11 protein-coding genes and 4 pseudogenes are annotated in these 15,364 nt (G+C 68.2%); 7 read left to right on the top strand and 8 right to left on the bottom strand.

Annotation, left to right across the window (positions count from 1 at the left end; translation table 11 throughout):
- Positions 1-122: 122 nt before the first annotated feature.
- Positions 123-461, bottom strand: a pseudogene (locus ACO2Q0_RS21625) (integrase core domain-containing protein); the annotation flags it as partial.
- 146 nt (positions 462-607) lie between these two features.
- Here ACO2Q0_RS21625 and ACO2Q0_RS21620 point away from each other — a divergent pair.
- Together ACO2Q0_RS21620 and ACO2Q0_RS21615 are read left to right on the top strand one after the other, a co-directional pair.
- Positions 608-880 (top strand): LuxR C-terminal-related transcriptional regulator, encoded by a 273-nt coding sequence (locus tag ACO2Q0_RS21620; protein ID WP_423353586.1) that lies wholly within the window; start codon positions 608-610, stop codon positions 878-880.
- Between the two features lie 125 nt (positions 881-1,005).
- A pseudogene (locus ACO2Q0_RS21615) lies at positions 1,006-1,275 on the top strand (ATP-binding protein); the annotation flags it as partial.
- Between the two features lie 671 nt (positions 1,276-1,946).
- Here ACO2Q0_RS21615 and ACO2Q0_RS21610 read toward each other — a convergent pair.
- Entirely contained in the window at positions 1,947-3,629 is a 1,683-nt protein-coding gene (locus tag ACO2Q0_RS21610; RefSeq protein ID WP_423353585.1) for an ATP-binding protein, read from the bottom strand.
- A gap of 362 nt (positions 3,630-3,991) precedes the next feature.
- On the opposite strand from ACO2Q0_RS21610, the gene ACO2Q0_RS21605 reads away from it, so the two are divergent.
- Positions 3,992-4,324, top strand: coding sequence for a UrcA family protein (locus ACO2Q0_RS21605; RefSeq protein WP_423353584.1), 333 nt, complete (start codon positions 3,992-3,994; stop codon positions 4,322-4,324).
- Positions 4,325-4,338: 14 nt separating this feature from the next.
- Here the strand turns inward: ACO2Q0_RS21605 and ACO2Q0_RS21600 are convergent, their stop codons facing one another.
- Complete coding sequence (locus ACO2Q0_RS21600; protein ID WP_423353583.1) at positions 4,339-4,833, bottom strand: Rid family hydrolase; 495 nt, start codon at positions 4,831-4,833, stop codon at positions 4,339-4,341.
- 18 nt (positions 4,834-4,851) lie between these two features.
- Entirely contained in the window at positions 4,852-6,456 is a 1,605-nt protein-coding gene (locus tag ACO2Q0_RS21595) for a flavin monoamine oxidase family protein (protein ID WP_423353582.1), read from the bottom strand.
- A 586-nt stretch (positions 6,457-7,042) separates the two neighbouring features.
- Between ACO2Q0_RS21595 and ACO2Q0_RS21590 the strand changes: the two genes are divergently transcribed.
- Together ACO2Q0_RS21590 and ACO2Q0_RS21585 are read left to right on the top strand one after the other, a co-directional pair.
- Positions 7,043-9,715, top strand: coding sequence for a TonB-dependent receptor plug domain-containing protein (locus tag ACO2Q0_RS21590; RefSeq protein ID WP_423353581.1), 2,673 nt, complete (start codon positions 7,043-7,045; stop codon positions 9,713-9,715).
- A 432-nt stretch (positions 9,716-10,147) separates the two neighbouring features.
- Entirely contained in the window at positions 10,148-10,492 is a 345-nt protein-coding gene (locus ACO2Q0_RS21585; RefSeq protein ID WP_423353580.1) for a hypothetical protein, read from the top strand.
- A 29-nt stretch (positions 10,493-10,521) separates the two neighbouring features.
- On the opposite strand, the gene istB is transcribed toward ACO2Q0_RS21585, so the two are convergent.
- From istB to ACO2Q0_RS21565, 4 genes and pseudogenes are all read right to left on the bottom strand, one after another.
- Positions 10,522-11,250, bottom strand: coding sequence for an IS21-like element helper ATPase IstB (gene istB, locus ACO2Q0_RS21580; RefSeq protein WP_423353579.1), 729 nt, complete (start codon positions 11,248-11,250; stop codon positions 10,522-10,524).
- A gap of 5 nt (positions 11,251-11,255) precedes the next feature.
- Positions 11,256-12,748 (bottom strand): annotated as a pseudogene (istA, locus tag ACO2Q0_RS21575) (IS21 family transposase); the annotation flags it as partial.
- 119 nt (positions 12,749-12,867) lie between these two features.
- Positions 12,868-13,014: pseudogene (locus tag ACO2Q0_RS21570) on the bottom strand (helix-turn-helix domain-containing protein); the annotation flags it as partial.
- A complete protein-coding gene (locus tag ACO2Q0_RS21565; protein ID WP_423353578.1) occupies positions 13,014-13,607 on the bottom strand; it encodes a helicase in 594 nt (197 codons plus the stop codon). The gene ACO2Q0_RS21565 and the pseudogene ACO2Q0_RS21570, both read right to left, overlap by 1 nt.
- Before the next feature lie 100 nt (positions 13,608-13,707).
- Here ACO2Q0_RS21565 and ACO2Q0_RS21560 point away from each other — a divergent pair, with 100 nt between their 5' ends.
- Positions 13,708-13,956 (top strand): helix-turn-helix domain-containing protein, encoded by a 249-nt coding sequence (locus ACO2Q0_RS21560; protein ID WP_423353577.1) that lies wholly within the window; start codon positions 13,708-13,710, stop codon positions 13,954-13,956.
- A 210-nt stretch (positions 13,957-14,166) separates the two neighbouring features.
- Positions 14,167-15,273, top strand: coding sequence for a sensor histidine kinase (locus ACO2Q0_RS21555; protein WP_423353576.1), 1,107 nt, complete (start codon positions 14,167-14,169; stop codon positions 15,271-15,273).
- Positions 15,274-15,364: the final 91 nt, after the last annotated feature.

Here is a 15,364-nt window from a genome sequence, read left to right as displayed (position 1 = left end):
CAACTCGACCTTGGGACAAAGACCCCCGGTGACCAACCCTACCGCCGCGAGGCGGTCCGCCGAGCAATGTGGAGGCTCCGCGGCCCGCCTCGCTCAGCGAATTTCCACCACCTCAGTGGACGCTACCTTGGGGTGGGCGAGCGCGCGCCCTCCACAGCTGGCGCGCTCGCCCATGGCACGACGGTTCCGCTGCGGGGGATGATCATCTCAGGCGCCGGTGGTTGGTAGTTGAGCGAACTGTGCGGCCGGACGGCGTTGAAGTGACGCCGCCAGGCCTCGATCAGCACCTCGGCCTCGGCGAGGCTGAAGAACAGCTCGCCGTTCAGCAGTCCATCGCGCAGCTTGGAATTGAAGCTCTCGCAGTAACCGTTCTCCCGCAGGCTGCCGGGCTCGATGTAGGCGCTCTGGGCGCCGACCGCGGCGATCCACTCCCGCACGGTCGCGGCGATGAACTCCCGCCCGTAACACATCAGGAAGGCGGATGACGGCGAGCCTGCGAAGCGCGCCGCTATCAAGCGGCGGGCGCGCGTAGCAGGCGGTCACGGCCAGCCGAAGAGGTCTCTACAGTGAAGGTGTTCGAAGCCCTCTGTGGAGATCCTGACCGACCATGACCAGAAGAGACTCTACGCCCGCCCACGCCGTCCTGGTAGCGATCGACATAGCCAAGACGCGCAACGAGGTTCTGATCGAGCCGCCTGGCGGCCGCCGGCGACGCCTGGCCAACAAGGCGATCGGCTACGAGCTCGACATCAGCGCGCGGACCGTGGAGGTCTACCGGGCCGCCATCATGGAGAAGCTCGAGGCCCAGGGGCTCTCCACGGCGGTGCGGATCGCCATGGCGGCGGGCCTCGACCCCCTCGAGGACACCGACGACCGCTGAGCGACTATGTAGATTTCCCAGGGACACGCCGCCGGGCTCTCCCCGTACTCCAGCGGCCAGATCAATCACTGATCAGCGCCGGAGACGCCATTTCCCGACCGGCCGCGCCAAGGGACGCGCCGACCGTGGACCCCGCCCGGGTCCGCCAGGTGCTCATCAACCTGGTCGGGAATGCGGTGAAGTTCACCACGCAAGGGCGGATTGGCATTGGCTTCGGCTGGCGCGAAGGGCGGATCGAAGTCGAGGTTTCCGACACAGGTCCGGGCATGACGGAGACCGAAGTCCAGCGCCTGTTCCAGCGCTTCTCGCAGCTCGACGCCTCCTCGAGCCGAACTCATGGAGGCTCCGGCCTCCTCCCCGCCATCTGCAAGCGGCTCGTTGCGGCCATGGACGGCGAGATCTGGGTCCGATCGACGCCGGGCGCGGGCTCGATCTTCGGCTTCGCGGTTCCCGATGGGGCGCCCCCTCGCACTCGCCGCCCGAGTCGTCGGAGGGCGCCCCTCGCCGCACGACGAGCAAGGGCGCCGAGCTCCGCCTTCAGGCCGAACGCCGCATGCGGCCCTCCCGCCGTCAACGGTTGTGCAGCGTCCAGCCGAAGTCCAGGGCGGAGTGTAGTGGACGGCCGCCGGCCCCGCGCCCTAAGGGTGTGCCGGCCTCTGGAAGGATGCGACCAAGCGATGATCGAGACAGGCGAGCACCTGCGCCAGGCGCGTGAGGCGATGGGCTGGGCGCCGGCGGATCTGGCGCGCGCGCTGCGCTTCGCCGAGAGAACCACGGCGCCAGCCGAATCCTGGAGATGGAGGCGGGGAAGCGGCAGCTCACGGGCCCCGTCACGGTCGCGGTCGAAGCCCTGTTGCGCGGCTTCCTCCCCCACGGGTTCAAGCCGCCCGAACCCCGGGATGGGGAGCCGGCCCGCCCCGCCCCGGCCGCCCGCCCCCAGGCGTCCGCCGGCGGGCCGCGCGAGCGCTAGCGCCTCCTGCGGCCTCGGGTCCGGCGCCTCCTGGAGCCGCGTCGCACCTGACGCCGCCTCAAGCTTCCCTGAGGCAGAGCGCCACCTCGGCGCGCGCTACTCGACGCCGCCCGGCGATGCCACGCCTCGGCCGCCGCCGGCGGCGGCGGCGTCCGTCCAAGAACCGTCCCCGCGGGAGGCCAGGACGGCCTCGAGGGCGCTCACGAGGTCTGTCACGGCGATGGGCTTGCTTACGTGGCCGTCCATGCCGGCGGAGAGGTGGGCCGCCACCTGATGCGGCATGGCGTTGGCGGTTAAGGCGATGATGGGCGTGCGGGGTCGGTCTCCAGCCTGCTCTGCGGCGCGGATCTGTTCCGTCGCCTCCAGCCCGTCCATCAGCGGCATCTGGATGTCCATCAGGATGACGTCCCAGCCGCCGCCCCGCCAGGCCTCCACCGCGGCGCGGCCGTCCCCCACGACGGTGGGCTCGACTCCCAATTGATGCAGCAGGGTCTTCAAGACGAGCTGGTTCACGGCGTTGTCTTCCGCGGCCAGCACGCGGAGCGGCAGAGGCGCCGGCGGCGACGCCTGCGGCCCAGGCAGCGACGGCTCGGCCTGCTCCCCGCCGATGCGCGTCAGCGGCAGCCGGACGACGAAGCGCGACCCGCGGCCGACCTCGCTTTCCACCTCGATCGCGCCGCCCATGGCCGTGGCCAGGTCCCGGCAGATGGCCAGGCCGAGGCCCGCGCCCCCGAACCGCCGGGTCATCGCGGAGTCCAGCTGGTCGAACCGGTCGAACAGACGGCCACGCGCCGCCTCGGGGATGCCGGGGCCGGTGTCGGCGACGGCGAGCTCGAGAACGCCGCCGGCATAGCCCCCGGTGACGCGGATGCCGCCGGCTTCGGTGAACTTCACGGCGTTGGAGATCAGGTTGTAGAGCACCTGACGAACGCGGGTAGGGTCCCCGACATAACGTCCTCTGGCACCGGCGATCTCCAGGCTGAAGGAAAGCCCCTTCTTGTTGGCGAGCGCCGTGAACGCCGAATAGGCGCCCTGGGCCACGGCGGCGAGGTCGAACTCGATGCATTCGAGTTCGAGCTTGCCTGCCTCCACCTTCGAAAGGTCCAGGATGTCGTTCAGGATGGCCAGCAAGGCCTCGCCGCAGTCGTGGACCACCGAGAGCCGCTCCCGCTGCACCGGCGACAGCGCATCGGCGGCCATGGCCCTGGCCATGCCGAGGACGCCGTTCAGCGGCGTACGGATCTCGTGGCTCATCATGGCCAGGAAGGCGCTCTTGGCCGCGTTGGCCGCCTCGGCGCCCTCCAGCGCCTCCGCGAGCGCCGCGGCCTGGCGCTTCATCTCCGTCACGTCGATCCGTAGGCCGACGATTTCGCCGTCGCGGGTGCGGCGATCCTCCACGAGCAGGTGGCAGCCGTCGGAAAGTCGCTGCTCGAAGCGCGAGGCGCCGCCCAGGATCTGCGCCTCCCGTTCGGCCAGCCAGGCCTCCTCGCGGCCGACGGCGTCCGGATAGTCGCCCCGGCCGACCCCCACCCGCAGCGTGTCCATGAGGAAGGCGCCCGGGCGGAAGAGGTCCGCCGAGCGATGGTAGATGGCCGCGTAGCGGGCGTTCCAGGCCAGGTAGCGCCCGGCTTCGTCGAGCAGGACGACCCCCTCCGGCAGGGCGTCGAGCACGGACTGCAGGCGGCGCTCGGCGACGTCGGCCCGAGCCTCCGCCGCCGCGCACCGGGCCTCGAGCTCGGCGCTCGCCTGCCGGGATTTGGATCGCTTCAGCTGCGCCAAGACCTGTTGCTCCGGATCGTCGCGCGTGATTGGCGGCCGGCGATGGTAAACAGGTCCTTAGGGCGGCCTCCCCCCTCGCGCGCGCCTGAGCGGAATGCCCGCGCTGCGGCGCCCCAGCCGCGGCGCTGCGCGACTTCTGGGCAGATACGCCGGCGGAAAGCTCGCTCGAGCGCTGGGGGCCGCTCCTGCTGGAGCGCCCCGCGGCGCACCTGATGAAGCCCCGCGGACGGGCGCGTCGTGCAGGCCGCGACGGCGGCCGCCGGGCCCTCCCGGCAGGCGGGAGGCCCGCCGGCTGCCCGCCGGCGTGGCGCCTGGGCCGGAAAGCGCCTATCTTGCGGGCAAAGATCACAATGGAGGAACAGATGCGGCATTTCCTGCTTGGCGCCCTCGCCCTGGCGCTCGCCACCCCCTCGACGGCCATTCCGTCGATCGCCATGGCCCGCGAGGCAGTCGCCGTGCGCACCGGCGACCTGGCGCTGAACCGCCCGGGCCACGCGGAACGGCTGCTGCGCCGGTTCGACAGGGCCGCGCTCGACGTCTGCGGCGCTTCCCACGTCAGCGTGCGGGAGCTGCAACGGGCGGTGCGCGCCACCGACTGCTACGCCCGGGCGATGGACGAGGCGGTGACCGCAGTCGGCGCGCCGCGGGTGGCCGACCTGCATCGCCGAGGCGGACCGGCCTTCGCGACGCGCTGAGCGGCCTCGCGATCTCAGGGCTTCTTCGCCGCCTGGACCTCGATCTCGGCCATCATGCCGGGGGCGACGAGGCCCGCCACTTCTGACGTGATGCGGGCGGGCTTGTTCTTCAGCGGGGCGTAGACGGCGTTGTACGCCTCCATCATGCCGGCGAAGTCCATGCGGTCGCCCTTGGCGGGATCCTTCACCAGCAGCACGCGCATCATCACCACGTCCTCCCAGCCATAGCCCTGGGACGTCAGGATCTCGCCGATCTGGCCGAGGATCGAGGTCACCTGGGTCTTGGTGTCCCCGAATGTCTGCTGATCGCGCGGCGCTTGCGGGTTGGCGGGCCTGGGCGTGATGCCGCTGACGTACAGCATCTCGGACCCGGCCGGGACCTTCACGGCCCGCGAGATGAAGCTGTTCGCGGGGTTGACGTGGAGGTTCTGGGTCCAGGCCGGGCCGGCGGCGAGGGCCACGGCCAGCGTAAGGGGCAGCGCGAGGGCGGCGAGCGGGGTCTTGGTCATCGGGGTCTCCGTGCGATGTCAGGCGGCCGCCCGGCGGCCGGGTTCGACGGCCACCGACTGGCCGACGCGGTCGGCGATCATGCCCACGGACCGCCAGGCGGAGAGCACCGCCCCTTCCTGCCAGCCCGGCATCTGCGAGAGGTGCGCGCCTGAGAAATAGACCCGGCCGTGGGCTTGGTTGAGCAGCTTGTAAGCGGGATCGTCGATGTGGCCCTCCTGGCCGCCGCGGCCGCCGAAGGCGGGCCAGGGCCCCAGGTTGAACGGGATCTTGCTCCAGTTGACCACGACCGGCTTCTCCAGCTCGCCCTCGTGGCCGGGATGCAGGCGCCCGACCACGGCGCGGGCGATCGCCACCTGCTCGTCCAGCGGCTTCTCGGCGAAGCCCTTCGCCCGCGGGCCCGAGCCGTAGCAGGCCAGCAGCATGCCGCGGGCGGAATGCAGGTCGTTGGACGGATACCAGACGAGGCTGGTCTCGCCGCCGACGAAGGAGATGCCGCCGAAGATCTGCTGCTTCTCCCAGAACCGCGGCGCCTCGAAGCCGATCTTGTTCGAGTAGTCGTAGGGGACGCTGGCGATCGCCTGCTTAACCGGCTTGGCGAAGTTGGTGTCGACCTTGGCCAGGATGTTCAGCGGCAGGGTGACGACCACATAGTCGGCCTGGGCGACCTCGCGCCGGCCGCTGGTCCTGTCGCGCCAGGCCACCGCCACGCCGGCCGGGAGGTCGCGGATCTGAAGCACCTCGGCGTTGAGGATCAGCGGGCTGCGCAGGGCCCGCTGGAAGCCGGCCGGGATCTGGTCCATCCCGCCCACCGGCTGGAACATGGTGGCCTGCATGTAGAGCTGGTCCTCGAACAGCGTGGCGGCGAGCTGGTCGTTGGCCAGCAGGTCCTTCAGCGGCAGCGGCGGCCGCCCCGCGCCGTACTGGTCGGCGGCGCCCGGCAGCGCCGAGAAGCCCGACCTCAAGGTGCCCGTGAAGCGCATCTCGCCGTTGAGGTCGCCGTAGCGGCGCAGGAACGGCATCAGCTGCGCCTTGTCCTCGGGCGAGAGCTCCTGGTCGAGGGCGCCGCGGTTCAGCGCCTTGGCCAGCAGCTCCGAGATGTAGCCGCGGGTGTCGTTGACGCCCTGGCGCATCTGGATCGGCCGGCCGCCGTTGGAATCGCCGTCCCAGATGTAGGCGCTGCGGCTGGAGTTGATCTCCACCTCCAGCGGAACTCCCAGCTTGGTGCAGTATCCCAGGACGCCGTCGTGGTGGCTGGGGATGCGGGCGGGACCGGCGTTCATGTAGACGCCGTCCGAGAAGCTCACGGTCTGGGTCGCCTCGCCGACCATCTCGACCTTGGAGCCGTTGCGCAGCGTCCAGTTGCGCCCCCCGACCCGATCGCGGGCCTCCAGCACCGTCACCGAGAAGCCGGCCCGCTCCAGCTCGTAGGCGGCCGTGAGGCCGGCGATGCCCGCGCCCAACACGAGCACCTTGCGGCCGCGGCCCACCGCCGGCTCGAGCGATGGAGCCGCCGCCCGCGCCGGCGCAGCCATGAGGCCCATCGCCAGCATCGCCGAATAGGCGGCGCCGTAGCCGCCCGCCGCCCCGAGCCTATGCAGAAATGACCTGCGGCTGAGCCCCATGACCGTTCTCCCGACGACGCCGCACCCCGCGACACCTAGAGAACCGCCCGGCGGTCCCGCCGCTTCAAGGCGCCAGGCGCGACGACCCGGTAACAGTCGCCAATGCGAACAATCGTTAGGCGCCTAAGGTCAGCAACTGCGCATTCTGACAAGATCATCAAAACCGCCTAGAAAGTTTTCGTGCTGAGGAGTCAAATCTCCATCGTCTTCAGAAACCGCCATGTTGCGCGCTTTCTGTACACTACGGACCTAGTTGATGAAATCGTGGGCGGTCCGCCGCTCCTTTCGTCTATCTTGTTGACTCTCGTTCTCGAACCCACGGTCATGATCTCGGCAAACCGGCGACGAATGTAGGACCTCGAAGTCCGACTGTCGGATTATCGCACGCCGATTGCTGTAGGGGACGGAGACGCATCCACCTGGGGCCTTGCTCTATTGAGGCGAGTGCAGATGGGCGTCGACCTGTATCGGGTTCCAAAGCTTGAGCTGAAAGAACGCCGCACGGCAAACCACGGTGCGCGCCCGGACGCCTGCGCTTGATCAACAACAACAGATCTCTCTGCAGAACATAAATGGGGGCGTTTTCATGAAGACCAGAACTTATCGCGGGCTCCTGCTGGCCGGCGTCACAGCCGTCGCCGCCGCAAGCGCCGGTGCAGCCTGGGGCCAGGCGGCCGTCGAGGAAGTGATCGTGACGGGTTCGCGCGCCGCGCCGCGCACGGCCATCGAGTCGCCCGTGCCGGTCGACTCCTTCAGCCAGGAGGAGATCGAGGCGATCTCGGTCACCGACACCCAGGACCTGCTCAAGACCCTGGTGCCGTCCTACACCCTCACCCGCCAGCCGATCTCGGACGGGGCGACCTTCATCCGGCCCGCGTCCCTGCGCGGCCTGCCGTCGGACAAGACCCTGCTGCTCGTGAACTCCAAGCGGCGGCACCGGTCGGCGCTGGTGGTGACGGGCGGCTCGGGCGTGCAGGCGCAGGACGCCGCGCAGATCCCCGCGGCGGCGCTGAAGTCGGTGGAGGTGCTGCGCGACGGCGCCGGCGCCCAGTACGGCTCGGACGCCATCGCCGGGGTGATCAACTTCATCCTCAAGGACGGCGCCGACGGCGGCAGTCTGCAGGTCCAGGCCGGCGAATACTACGAGAAGGACGGCGACTCAATCATCGTCAGCGGCAACAAGGGTCTGCCGTTGCCGAACAACGGCTTCGTCAACGTCTCCTTCGAATACATCACCGAGCAGCCCAGCTCGCGGGCCCAAACCTTCTGCAACCGCAACATCCCGAACCAGTCGGCGGGCTTCTGCATCCCGGTGTTCGCGTCGGAAACGGCGGGCACGACGGCCAATCCGGGCACGGCCTACACGGCCGCCTATGCCCAGCAGGTCAACTACCTGGGCCTCTACCAGCGCACGCCGCAGAAGTGGGGGCAGCCCGAGGCGGAGGCGTTCCGCCTCTTCGCCAACAGCGAGATGGAGCTGGGCGTTGGCGAGCTCTACGCCTTCGGCAACTACGGCCGCAGCCACATGAAGGAGGACTTCAACTACCGCAATCCGGTGGACGTGGGCGCCTCGACCAACAACCTCGACGACTACGTCCGGATGCAGAACGGCCAGCTGTTCCGCGCCAACCAGATCTTCCCCCTGGGCTTCACGCCCGAGTACTTCGGCACGGTGACCGACTGGTCGCTGATCGGCGGCTATCGCGGCGAGATGGGGTCGTTCGGCTACGACCTCTCGGCCCGCTACGGCTATGACAAGCTGCGCTACGACCTGGACGAGACGGTGAACTTCTCGCTCGGCGAGAAGAGCCCCACCGAGTTCCACCAGGGCGACCTGGTCTCGGACGAAATCGCCTTCAACGCGGACTTCACCTACGGCCTGGAGGGCTTCACGCCCGAGCCGATCGCCATCGCCTTCGGCGCCGAGTACCGCAAGGAAGGCTACGAGATCCGCGTCGGCGACGTGCCCTCGTACATCGCCGGACCCTATGCGGTTCAGGACCCTTACGACTTCTGCACCAACGAGCCGAACGTGGCCCAGCGCACGCTGCGGCCGACCGCGCCGCAGAACGCCGGCATCGTCTGCAATTCCACGACCCAGATCATCGACGGCCGCACCTTCACCAACCCGGTCTACGCCGTCCTGGGCGTGGGCTCCAACGGCGCCCCGGGCTTCTCGCCCCAGTACGCCGGCCGCCTGACGCGGAACTCCAAAGCCGCCTATGTCGACGTCTCCACGGACCTCACCGACCGTCTGTTCCTCCAGGCCGCCCTGCGCGCCGAGGACTTCTCCGACTTCGGCTCCACCCTCGACTACAAGGTCGCCGGCCGCTTCGCGATCACCGACATGTTCGCGATCCGCGGCTCGGTGGGCACGGGTTTCCGCGCCCCCACCACCGGCCAGAACTTCACCACCATCGTCTCGACGGTGGTGAACAACGGCCAGCCGGTCGCCCAGGGCCTGTTCCCGGCGACCAACCCCGTCGCCCAGTTCCTGGGCGCCGAGCCGCTGGAGCCCGAAACCTCCCAGAACTTCTCGCTCGGGATCACGGCGACGCCCCTGCCCGGCCTATCGATCACGGCCGACGCCTACTTCATCAAGATCGACGACATGTTCTACGCCGTGACGCCCATCACCGTGACGCCGTCGCTGCAGGCGGCCCTGATCGCCGCGGGCGTGCCGGGCGCCGACACCATCGGCCAGGTGAACTTCTTCCAGAACGCCTTCGACGCCGAAATCCACGGCATCGACGTCGTCGCCACCTACGCCCACCTCTGGGAGAACGGCCAGAGCACCAACCTCACCGCCTCGTTCAACTGGAACATGCCCGTGGTGACGAAGGTGAAGACCATCGTCGACCCCTCGGGGGTGAGGCGCACCTTCTTCGACGGCGAGTACGTCTACGACTTCAAGCACTCCGAGCCGCGGTGGCGCAGCGTAGTGACTGGCATCCACAAGGCCGGCCCATTCAGCGTGGTGGCGCGGGCCTCGATCTACGGCCCGTACAAGAACATGTTCAGCCAGACCTTGAACGGCGTGATCCAGAAGTGGGACCCCGAGATCTTCTTCGATCTCGAGGGAAGCTGGGCCGTCAACGAGATGACGACGCTGACGCTGGGCGTCCGCAACCTGTTCGACAACTACCCGGACCGCGACAAGATCGGGGAGTCGGCGACGAACGGCCGAATCTACCGCTCCGACATGATCGTCGACTGGCAGGGTGGCTTCTACTACGCCCGGGTGGGCGTGACCTTCTAGGGGGGAAGGGTCGAGGCGGGCGCGGGTCCCCGATCTGCCCACGCCCGCCTCGTCCTGCACCCCCGCGAGAAGCCATGCGGCGCACCGCACGGACGCGGTTTAGTCTCGTTGGAGGCCTTGCGCAGGAAGGCCTCGACATAGTCCGCCGTCAGCTCCGGGTAGTGGTGCTGCGGCCCGTGCCCCGAGTCCGGATAGATGATGAGCTGGGCGTTGGGGATCTGGCCGACCAGGGGGAACCAGTTGGCCGCCGCGGTGCCGGGTTGTTGTCGCCGCAGATGATCAGGATCGGCGTGCGGGTGCGGGTCAGCGCGGCCCGACGCCTGGCGGCATCCAGGCCAAGAAATGCTGCGCGATCAGCTTTCTGAGGGCGCGGCCGCCATCACCGCGTTCTGCCTCGCCCAGTCGGGGTGATGCGCCCAGAAGAACCTGGTCGTGGACGCCGTCGGCGCGGTGTTCCCGTTCGGCTCGGAGCCGTTCGTCCGCTTGCGCGAGAGCTTCTGGCTCCAGACGTTCATCGAGGCGGCCCGAAGCGGCCAGTCGCTCATCTTCACATTCGCACCCGAAGCGACGGTGGATGCCGATTTCCCCACCCGCGTCCGCGCCGCGATAGCGCCCTTCGGCGGCGCCGTGGTCTTCATCGCCCTGACCGTCTCGCACGATGTCAATCGGCGCGCAAAACTGACCCCGGATCGGCGTCCAAGATTGACCCCCTTGGCGCCGTCGGTTGCAGTCGCCCGGCGGCGTAGCGCGGAGCCTTTGGCGGAGCGCAGCGCGTAGCCGACGGGCGCACCCGGGGCGTGGGCGGATCAGGCTCTGTTCTTGAAGCGCCAGCTGTCGTTGCCGGTCTCGATGATGTCGCAGTGGTGCGTGAGCCGGTCGAGCAGCGCCGTGGTCATCTTGGCGTCGCCGAAGACTGTGGGCCATTCGCCGAAGGCCAGGTTGGTGGTGACGATGATCGAGGTGCGCTCGTAGAGCCGGCTGATCAGGTGGAAGAGCAGCTGGCCGCCGGCCTGGGCGAAGGGCAGGTAGCCGAGCTCGTCGAGGATGACGAAGTCCAGTCGGGTGAGATGGTCGGCCAGCCGGCCCTGACGGCCGGCGCGGGCTTCGGTCTCGAGGCGGTTGACCAGGTCGACGACGTTGAAGAAGCGGCCTCGGGCGCCGGAGCGGATGCAGGCCCTGGCGACCGCGATGGCCAGATGGCTCTTGCCGGTGCCGGTTCCGCCGATCAGGACGATGTTGCGCTGCTGGGCGATGAAGCCGCCAGCGGCGAGATCGCGCACCAGGGCCTCGTTGATCGGCCCGCCGGAGAAGTCGAAGCCGGCGATGTCCTTGGCCAGCGGCAGCTTGGCGATGGTCATCTGATACTTGATCGAGCGGGCCTGCTTCTCGGCGATCTCGGCCTTGAGCAGGTCGCCGACGATCTGTGGCGGCGGATGCTGGCGCTTCAGGCCCGCGCTCATCACCTCGTCGTAGGCCTGCCGCATGCCGTAGAGCTTCAGCTCGCCCATCAGGTCGAGCACTTCGCCGCGTTCCATCACATCGCCCTCCGCAGGCTGTCGTAGCGACCGCAGTCGGCGAGCGGCGCGTAAGTCAGGCGCAGCGCCTCCGGGGTCAGGATGGTCACCGGCGGCGAGACGTCCCGCTTCCGGGCCAGGATGTTGAGGATCACGTCGGCGGAGACCGCCCCGTCGGCGAGCGCCTGGGCGCAGGCCGCCTCCACCGGGCCAAGCCCATCCGTGGTGACGGCGGACAGGATCTCCACCATCTGCCGGCCGCCGTCGTCGATCTGGGCGAGGCGGCGGCGGACGCGCTCCAGGGCGCCGGGCAGCACCCAGTCCTTGAAGGGTGCGCCGTTGCGCCAGGCGCCGGGCTTCCTGGCCAGCACCGGGACATAGTGCCAGGGATCGTAGATCGTCTGGTCGCGGCCGAAGCGCCGGGATGCTCGGCAACGATCTCGCCGTCCTGGCGGATCACGATCCGATCAGCGTAGGCGTGCACTTCCACCGGCCGGCCGACCGCTTGGGCCCTGACCGAGTAGCGGTTGCCGTCGAAGCGGACGAGGCAGGTCTTGGACACCGACGCGGGCACGGCGTGGAAGCCGTCGAAGAGGCCCCGGTACGGGACCAGGCTCGGCCGCTCGCGCTCGAAGACCGCCCAGACCGTCTCGCCGCGCAGCTCGGGATGGGCATGGGCCTTGGCGTAGACCACGCACTGATCGAGCAGCCAGGCGTTCATCTCCTCGAAGCTCTTGAACATCAGCCGGGGCGTGAAGAACCGCTCGCGCACCAGGCCGACCTGGTTCTCGACCTGGCCCTTCTCCCACCCCGCCGCCGGCGTGCAGGCCACCGGCTCCACCAGGTAGTGGCCGCACATCTGCAGGAAGCGGCGGTTGTAGAGGCGGTCCTTGCCGACGAAGACCGCCTCCACCGCGGTCTTCATGTTATCGTAGATCCCGCGCTGGCAGGCGCCACGGAAGAAGGCGAAGCCCTTGTCGTGGGCGTCGAACACCATCTCCTGGCTCTCGCGCGGGTAGGCGCGGACGAACAGCATGCGGCTGTGGCACAGGCGAAGGTGAGCCACCTTCACCGTCATCGTGATGCCGCCGATCACCACCACCTCGTGGCTCCAGTCGAACTGGTAGGCCTCGCCCGGCGCAAACGACAGCGGCACATACGCGTCGGCTATGTAGGCCGAGCGCTCCTTGGCCCAGCTGCGCCCGTAGCGGCGGACCGCGTCATAGCCGCCCTCGTAGCCCTCCGCCCGCAGCGTCTCGAAGATCCGGATCAGCGTCAGCCGCTCGCGGGCTGGCGCCGCGGCGTTCTTCGCCAGAAGCGCGTCCAACCGCGACCGCCAGGGATCGATCTTCGGCTTCGGCTGGCGCTCCCGCTCGTACTCGAACGCCGTCGCCTCCGACCGGATCACCTTGCGCACCGTGTTGCGCGACACCTTCAGCGCCCGGGCGATCTCCTTGATCGACTTGCCCTTGACGAAGTGCTCGCGCCTGATCCGGGCGATCGTCTCCACCACCAGCATCCCCGCTCCGATCGACAGCCCTCAAAGCCGTCGATCTGGCCACACCGCCCGGGATGGGGGTCAAATTTGCATGCCGATCACCCCGGTTAGGGGGTCAAAATTCCATGCCGATTCACACTCTCGTACTTCTGCACCTGTTGAAAGGTCACACCGACCGCCTCGGCAAGGGCCTGCTGCGAGCACCCTCGCATCTTGCGGGTCAAACGGATACGCGCGCCGACGGAAACATCGACAGGATCGCGGCGGTCGTCAGGCGGAGGAGGCATCATACACCTTCAAAAGTCGGGCGCATTCCATGTACGGACTGCCTTGAACGGGGGCTAGCGGCCTCCGAATGCCGGCGTGACATGGCCGTGAGATCTCGGCGTGCTCCGGTGATCAGGGCATGAACTTCCGGGTGCTCCTCGCGCCAGATCAGACGCTCCACCACGGCCAGCTTCGCAATGATCGATTCCAGGTCGGCCGAACCGGAACTCGGAATGGATTTCAGCGCCGCTTCGCGCTGCTCGAACAGCACATCGAGGCAGCCGTCGATGTCGCGCAGCTCCTTCGCCCACGGCAAGGCCTGCTGTTCGGCGGGGCTCAGGCGGAACCAATTGTGATTTTTCGCCAGCCAAGTTTCCAGTTTGGCCCAGCGCGTCTGGAGACGCGCGATCTTGGCCTCGATCGCCAGCCAATTCGCGCACCGCCTTATCCCTTCGTCCGAAGGGACCAACGTAGCGGCCGGCCGGATGGCGCCCGTCGCCGCGACCGGCTTAGCGGCGCCCAAGGCCGCAACCGAAGTTCCGGCGATCACGGCCCGCCTGGAGAGTTCAGGCAGGCGCACGCCTTCGACGCCCGTCTTGCGACGCGAGTCCATGACCGAAGCCTTCTAATCACCTATGATAACTTTATGATCGCGCGCAGGCGATGGGGCGTCAACATGAAATCATCTCATACGATTAGAAAATTATCATGACATGTTGACGGCAACTCAAATCCGGGCCGCACGTGCATTGTTGGGTTGGAGCCAGCCGGCTCTGGCAAAGGCATCGGGGCTGTCGCTCCCGACCATTGTGCGCATGGAGAGCCAGCTTGGCCCTGGGCGCAGTTCGGCCGCCAACGTCGAAGCTGTGCAGCGCGCTCTAGAGAGCGCCGGCGTCCTGTTCTTGGAAGCTGATGACGCAAGCGCTGTTGGACCTGGCGTGCGGCTCAAGCAGAGTTCCTAGAGATCGACCCTCCAAATCGGCATCTGCGATCAGCCCGAAATCGAGGCTCGGGATCGAGACCGCGCGCTACGTTCCTCACATCCTAGTTCCTGATGGGTTCCGCTTGTGATGTGATATAGGTGCTTAGGAAGCGCGCTGATCGCGCGCTGTCTTATCGCCCCGGGTACGGCTTTCGCTTCGCGAGCCTCCGGTCACTTGGAAGGGGCCCCTGTGCCCGCCCGCTATCTTTCGCACCCGGTCGACCCGGGTTTGAGCCTGGCTCTAGCCATGGTGGCGGCTTCGGCTGCGCCCTTGCTGCTGATCGATGGCGATTTGAAGATCGTCGCGGCGAGCAATTCTTTCTGCCGTGCGTTTGGCATCGAGGCCGACCAAGCTTCCGGTCACGCGCTCACCGAACTCGGGGCCGGCGAATGGCGAATACCTCAGCTTCAGATGCTGCTGGAAGCCACCGCCGAGGGTGTTGCCGCCATCGATTCCTATGAGATGGACCTGCGGCGGCCGCACCAGGCGGACCGCCGCCTCGTGATCAACGTCCAGAAGCTTGCCTATGGCGACTCGGACAAGCTGCGGCTGTTGGTGGCCATTGCCGACGTCACCGACGCCAGGCTGGCCACCAAGAAGGACCAGGACCAATTGCGGGCGAACGCCGCCCAGAACGTGGAACTGGCCGCCCAGAACGAAGCGCTGATGGAGGAGATCCGCCACCGGGTCGCCAACAGCCTGCAGATCATCGCCAGCGTGCTGATGCAGAACGCCCGCTCCGTTCAGTCGGAGGAGGCCCGTGAGCACCTGCGCAACGCCCATGCCCGGGTGATGTCCATCGCCGACCTACAGCAACAGCTGGCGGGGGCCACTACCGGCACCGTGGAGCTGCGGGCCTATCTCACCAAGCTCTGCGCCACGATCGCCGCCTCGATGATCCCCGATGCCACCCGGCTCAGCTTGGAGGTGGTGGCCGAGGACGTCACCATCGACGCCGGCATTTCGGTGAGCTTCGGCCTCGTCGTCACCGAACTGGTGATCAACGCGCTCAAGCACGCCTTCCCCAACAACGGCGCCGGCAAGATCACGGTCGACTACCAGACCGAAGGGCCAATGTGGACGCTCTCGGTGACCGATACGGGAATCGGCATGCCGAAGGCGAAGCCCGCGACCTCAGGCCTTGGCACCAGCATCATCCAGGCCCTGGCGCGGCAGCTCCAGGCGCGCGTGGATCTCGACGACATGAATCCAGGCACGAAGGTCTCGCTCGTTCACACGCCTGTCGCCCCGGTGATCGTCGACGTCGACCCGTCGGTGAAGGAAGCGGCGGTTTAGAAGCCAACGGCTCGACGCCCTTCGGCGAACTGGATCGGCATGTGCGACGAGCGCGAGTTGACGGTGGGCCGCGAGCCTGCACCTATCAGGC

Source organism: Phenylobacterium sp. VNQ135, assembly GCF_049445735.1.
Lineage (GTDB): Bacteria > Pseudomonadota > Alphaproteobacteria > Caulobacterales > Caulobacteraceae > Phenylobacterium.
The sequence above is the reverse complement of the archived record's forward strand: the minus strand, read 5'-3'. Positions and strand labels throughout refer to the sequence as shown.

Excerpts from the sequence above, each read along its gene's own strand:
- ACO2Q0_RS21620 (WP_423353586.1), top strand. The coding sequence starts at position 608 with ATGACCAGAAGAGACTCTACGCCCGCCCACGCCGTCCTGGTAGCGATC.
- ACO2Q0_RS21595 (WP_423353582.1), bottom strand. The coding sequence starts at position 6,456 with ATGGGGCTCAGCCGCAGGTCATTTCTGCATAGGCTCGGGGCGGCGGGC.
- ACO2Q0_RS21560 (WP_423353577.1), top strand. The coding sequence starts at position 13,708 with ATGTTGACGGCAACTCAAATCCGGGCCGCACGTGCATTGTTGGGTTGG.
- istB (WP_423353579.1), bottom strand. The coding sequence starts at position 11,250 with ATGGAACGCGGCGAAGTGCTCGACCTGATGGGCGAGCTGAAGCTCTAC.
- ACO2Q0_RS21565 (WP_423353578.1), bottom strand. The coding sequence starts at position 13,607 with ATGGACTCGCGTCGCAAGACGGGCGTCGAAGGCGTGCGCCTGCCTGAA.
- ACO2Q0_RS21600 (WP_423353583.1), bottom strand. The coding sequence starts at position 4,833 with ATGACCAAGACCCCGCTCGCCGCCCTCGCGCTGCCCCTTACGCTGGCC.
- ACO2Q0_RS21590 (WP_423353581.1), top strand. The coding sequence starts at position 7,043 with ATGAAGACCAGAACTTATCGCGGGCTCCTGCTGGCCGGCGTCACAGCC.
- ACO2Q0_RS21605 (WP_423353584.1), top strand. The coding sequence starts at position 3,992 with ATGCGGCATTTCCTGCTTGGCGCCCTCGCCCTGGCGCTCGCCACCCCC.